This window comes from Brunnivagina elsteri CCALA 953 (assembly GCF_002289455.1).
Classification (GTDB): Bacteria; Cyanobacteriota; Cyanobacteriia; order Cyanobacteriales; family Nostocaceae; genus Brunnivagina; species Brunnivagina elsteri.
In genome coordinates, this window is the sequence record NZ_NTFS01000515.1 from 1 (window position 1) to 3,984 (window position 3,984).

The following is a 3,984-nucleotide window of genomic DNA, read 5'->3' on the forward strand; positions in this document are numbered from 1 at the left end:
GTGTTATTGATGAACTTGAAATATTAGGAATGTTTCAACCATTGCCTGCAGAAAAATGTATTTTTTAGTCAGCATGTATTCTAATTATTAAATATATACTTGATATGATAGCAGATTTTGTACAACATGAATTAGAAACTGGAAAATCCCGACTTTATGATAATGATAGAACCTCTAAAAAGTTACAACTAAATCATAGTCGAAATAAGCAGCAAGACCACACTCAACTACTTGATGCAGCTGCTACAAACTTCAATTATCAAGACTGTAAAAATGAATATTGGAACCCTGAAGAATTTTCCTTACTTTATGCTACACCTGTGTGGGAACAAGCAACTACTAGTCAAAGAATCATTTTAAATCAACTGTATTGGGTAGCATATTATTCACAAATCATTGCAGCAGAAATCACGACAATTTACTTCAACCAAACCAGTGCGGCAGGGCTTTATGCTCAAGAAGATTTTCGTTTAGTTTGCGATACTCTCGATTTAGAATCAACTCAAGAACGTGCCCATATTAATGCATTTAAAGTTGTTTCTAACCAAGTTGAACAAGAATTGTTTGGTCAACGTATATTTAGCTATCCAATGCGTAGCCCATTTGTAGAAACAATGGTTTTTGCAGATACAAATTATTTCCGGAGAAAATGGAAAGAATTACAATTAAAAGCTTTTGGCTTGCTATCGGCAGATAACACATTTTTAGCCTGCCAATATTTTACTGTACGTGGTGTGCGAACACTAAATGGTAAACTAGTTCAACATAAGCTTAGTAACTACTTCCAGAAGCATCCAGACAAAGATAACGCACCAATCCCAGCCAAAATTTCCTACTACCATTTCATGGATGAGAGCTTTCATTTTAATAGTTCAACAATTATCTCCCATGACATCATTAACTTTTTAAAACCACCAACAAAATTTGAAAAAATAGTTGCTAATTTAGGTATTCAAGGTTGTCAGAAAGACCATTATAATTTTTCTGCAACCATCAACGGTATCTTTTGGTACGAACCCGCACTTTATCCAGCAGTATATCAAGTATTGCGATCGCAAGTTTTTGGAATGAGCGATATAGAAGCTAAAGAAATGATGCAAATCTGTTTTACTGAGGAAACGGAAGGATTACATCGCAGTTTTGATACCCATCATGAAGCTGTTGACTCGTACAAAGTTTATCTGGAACCACTTGATTATGTTTGGAAAAGTAATAAGGAAATGTCGTTAATGTCAGCAAATTCTATTCCTAAGTATTTGGTTAAACAAAAACAGGAATTTCAGCGATGGTTGAGCAAGTGAATTATCCAGAAAATAAAAGAAGTGAGTTGTTAAATGAGAATACTCAACCTTTGACAAAAATGCCTATTTTTAATAATTGCGATATTGTTACTAAAGGTTGGTACATAACTTGTCGCAGTCAAGAAATTCCCCAAGGAAAAGCAAAATCGCTAACTTTATGTGGACAACAGATTGTGATTTTTCGTGGACAAGATTGTAAAATTAGAGCATTAGATGCATTTTGTCCCCATTTAGGTACGGATTTAGGAATTGGACATGTTGATGGTAATTTAATTCGCTGTTTCTTCCATCATTGGGGATTTGATGGTGAAGGTAACTGTGAGGATATACCTTGTAGTCGTCATATTCCTAGTCAATCCAAACTTCAAGCTTACGCAACAGAAGAGAAATATGGTTTTATTTGGATTTATCCTGATAGTAAACCTGGATATGGTGTGGCAGAATTTGATGAATTAAAAGATAAAGATTTAGTTTGTGTTGCTGATAATTCATTGGAACGTAATTGTCATCATCATATTTGTATGATGAATGGGATTGATGCACAACATTTAAGAACTGTTCATAATTTGAATGTGAAAATGCATTTATCGCTAAGTGAAAAGCATTATGAAAATATAATTGATTTTACGTTAAGTGGAGATTTTCCGAATACAAATTTTCGAGAAAAACTTGCTAGTAAGTTTTTGGGGAATTCCTACGAATATACGATGCGATATGCTGATGCTTGTGTGGGAATGTTAACAATTATGAAAAATATTCGTCTTATTCCCCCTCTGTATATGATTTACGCATATACATTGGGAGGAATAGAAAATTGCAAAATTCAACCGATATATATTGCTGTTAAGAGAAAAGGTTTTTTAGGCTGCTTGAGAACACAATTTCTACTTTATTTAACACAATTAATGTACTATTTTTTGCGGGGTGAAGATGGGATGATTTATGATAATATTCGCTATAATCCTAATGCATTATTGAGTATTGATGAACCGTTGATTAAATATATGAATTATGTTAATAAGTTGGAACCTTCTATTTGGTCAAAAAATGTGGATAAATAAAATATTTTTTAACCCAGAGGAATACAGAGGTTTAATAAATATGAATCATAATCAATGTAATATTAAGTTCCGCAATCCTAAATTCTCAACAATTATTCTCGAAAAGAATCAATTACTTTCTGAGTATTTAACTATTCAGAATTCTCCTGTTTTATTTGGCTGTCGGACAGGTATTTGTGGTACTTGTGTTGTCAGGGTAAAAGGGAATATTTCACCACCTAGTGATGATGAGAAGGAAGTTTTAGCAGTAATTGCAGATGGAGATATGGAAGCAAGATTAGCTTGTCAAATTGATTTAACTAATGATATTGAAATAGATATTTTTGAGTTATAAAAATGCAATTTATAGATTTTTGGTATGTAGTCGCTGAGAGTAGGGAATTAAAAGCAAATATTATTCTGCAACGTTCAATTTTAAATGAATGGTTGGCGATTTTTCGTGATGATAATGGTGAACCTGTAGCTTTACAAGATAGATGTATACATCGTCATAGTCGTTTATCTAAGGGAAAAGTATTACAGGGAAAAGTCCAATGTCCTTATCATGGTTGGGTATATGATAAAAGCGGTAAAGTTGTCGCTGTTCCCTCTGAAGGTAATGATTTTATTAAAAATATCGAAATCTGTCAAACACGTCATGGGATAGTTTATGAAACATGTGAAATTGATGGTTATGTATATGTACGATTAGCATCAAATCCTAGCGAAGATTTGCAATTGTTCAACCAACCTTTTAAAATGCCTTTTTACAAAGAACCAGGATGGGAAACTATGCGAGTTATCAATCGCTTCCATAATAATGTTACTAATTGTGTGGAAAACTTTATTGATATTCCTCACACAGCATCTGTACATCCTGGTGTATTTCGGAATCAATGTCGGCAAAAATTGCAAATGATAGTTGAACGTTGTAATGGTTCGGTTGTAGCTGAATATCGCAATGAAATCAATAATTTAGGATGGTTTACAAGCTTTTTAAATCGTCAAGGAAATGAAATTACTCATACTGATAGTTTTCATATGCCAAATATTACAAGTGTTGAATATAATATGGGTAAAAATCGACGACTTTTTATTACTAGCCAATCTGTTCCAGAAAGTAATGATATGACTTTGGTTTATACAGATGTTACTTATAATTATGGGATTTGGAATAAGTTTGCAAAACCATTTGTTTGGTGGACAGCGCAACATATTATTCATCAAGACGTGGAAGCTTTAGCTATTCAGTGGGAGGTAATTCAGAAATATGGTACGCAATTTATGAATACTCCTGCTGATACAATTCATGTTTTTGTTGAGTCGATATGTAATGCGATCGCACAAGGAAATGACCCTCGCAAACTACCGAATAAGTCTGTAACTGTTAATTTCTGGGTTTAGTTTTTATTAGTTTTATTTATATATGTTAGTTTTTATTTTTTTCTCAGTTTTATTAATTTTGACTGGTTTGAATCACGAGCAGAGGATACATCTTCAACATCAGAAAGTTAGTGAATGGATTCTCGATATTACTGGTTTATTCTTTCAGGGTATAATTATTCCTGGTTTGCAAGTTTTGTTTGTATATAAAATCTATGTTTTTTTACTACCAAATTATCAAGGAGTAATCTCTCTACATC

Annotated in this window: 4 protein-coding genes and 1 pseudogene; all 5 read left to right on the forward strand. The window is 32.9% G+C overall.

Annotation, left to right across the window (positions count from 1 at the left end; all coding sequences use genetic code 11):
- Window positions 1–104: 104 nt before the first annotated feature.
- Window positions 105–1,301, forward strand: a complete 1,197-nt coding sequence (locus CK510_RS27480; protein ID WP_095724679.1) for a P-aminobenzoate N-oxygenase AurF — start codon at window positions 105–107, stop codon at window positions 1,299–1,301.
- On the forward strand, window positions 1,286–2,362 hold the full coding sequence (locus tag CK510_RS27485; protein WP_342746008.1) for a Rieske 2Fe-2S domain-containing protein: 1,077 nt from the start codon (window positions 1,286–1,288) through the stop codon (window positions 2,360–2,362). Before CK510_RS27480 ends, CK510_RS27485 begins: the two co-directional genes overlap by 16 nt.
- A gap of 40 nt (window positions 2,363–2,402) precedes the next feature.
- Window positions 2,403–2,696 (forward strand): 2Fe-2S iron-sulfur cluster binding domain-containing protein, encoded by a 294-nt coding sequence (locus tag CK510_RS27490; protein ID WP_095724682.1) that lies wholly within the window; start codon window positions 2,403–2,405, stop codon window positions 2,694–2,696.
- 2 nt (window positions 2,697–2,698) lie between these two features.
- The gene (locus tag CK510_RS27495; RefSeq protein WP_095724680.1) at window positions 2,699–3,745 is read left to right on the forward strand and encodes an aromatic ring-hydroxylating dioxygenase subunit alpha; all 1,047 of its coding nucleotides are present in this window, start codon (window positions 2,699–2,701) and stop codon (window positions 3,743–3,745) included.
- A 22-nt stretch (window positions 3,746–3,767) separates the two neighbouring features.
- Window positions 3,768–3,984 (forward strand): annotated as a pseudogene (locus CK510_RS33060) (sterol desaturase family protein); the annotation flags it as partial.

Coding starts and splice junctions, on each gene's coding strand:
- CK510_RS27490 (WP_095724682.1), top strand. CDS start 2,403: ATGAATCATAATCAATGTAATATTAAGTTCCGCAATCCTAAATTCTCA.
- CK510_RS27480 (WP_095724679.1), top strand. CDS start 105: ATGATAGCAGATTTTGTACAACATGAATTAGAAACTGGAAAATCCCGA.
- CK510_RS27495 (WP_095724680.1), top strand. CDS start 2,699: ATGCAATTTATAGATTTTTGGTATGTAGTCGCTGAGAGTAGGGAATTA.
- CK510_RS27485 (WP_342746008.1), top strand. CDS start 1,286: ATGGTTGAGCAAGTGAATTATCCAGAAAATAAAAGAAGTGAGTTGTTA.